Origin of the sequence: Pseudomonas sp. SIMBA_067 (assembly GCF_046534675.1) — a bacterium.
In the GTDB taxonomy this organism is placed as follows: domain Bacteria; phylum Pseudomonadota; class Gammaproteobacteria; order Pseudomonadales; family Pseudomonadaceae; genus Aquipseudomonas; species Aquipseudomonas putida.
The window spans coordinates 1-260 of record NZ_JAWRYH010000717.1; the positions used below are offsets into that span (position 1 = coordinate 1).

Consider the following 260-nt stretch of genomic DNA (forward strand, 5'->3'; position numbering starts at 1 on the left):
AGGTTTAATGAAATTCATTGTATCGTAAATAGCCATTCCCGCAGTGACCGAGCCACCCGGTGAATTGATATATAAGAAAATATCTTTATCTGGGTTCTCTGATTCTAAGAAAAGCATTTGCGCTAAAATCAGATTTGCCATGTTGTCTTCAACTTGGCCCGTTAAAAAGATAATACGCTCTTTTAATAATCTCGAATAAATATCAAATGAGCGCTCGCCTTTAGCTGTTTGCTCAACAACCATAGGGACTAATGCGTTTA

Annotated in this window: 1 protein-coding gene; it reads right to left on the reverse strand. The window is 37.3% G+C overall.

The annotated features are described in order from the left end of the window. Positions 1–260 (reverse strand): ATP-dependent Clp protease proteolytic subunit (locus SB765_RS31025; RefSeq protein WP_410932675.1); only part of this gene is annotated, 260 nt, incomplete at both ends.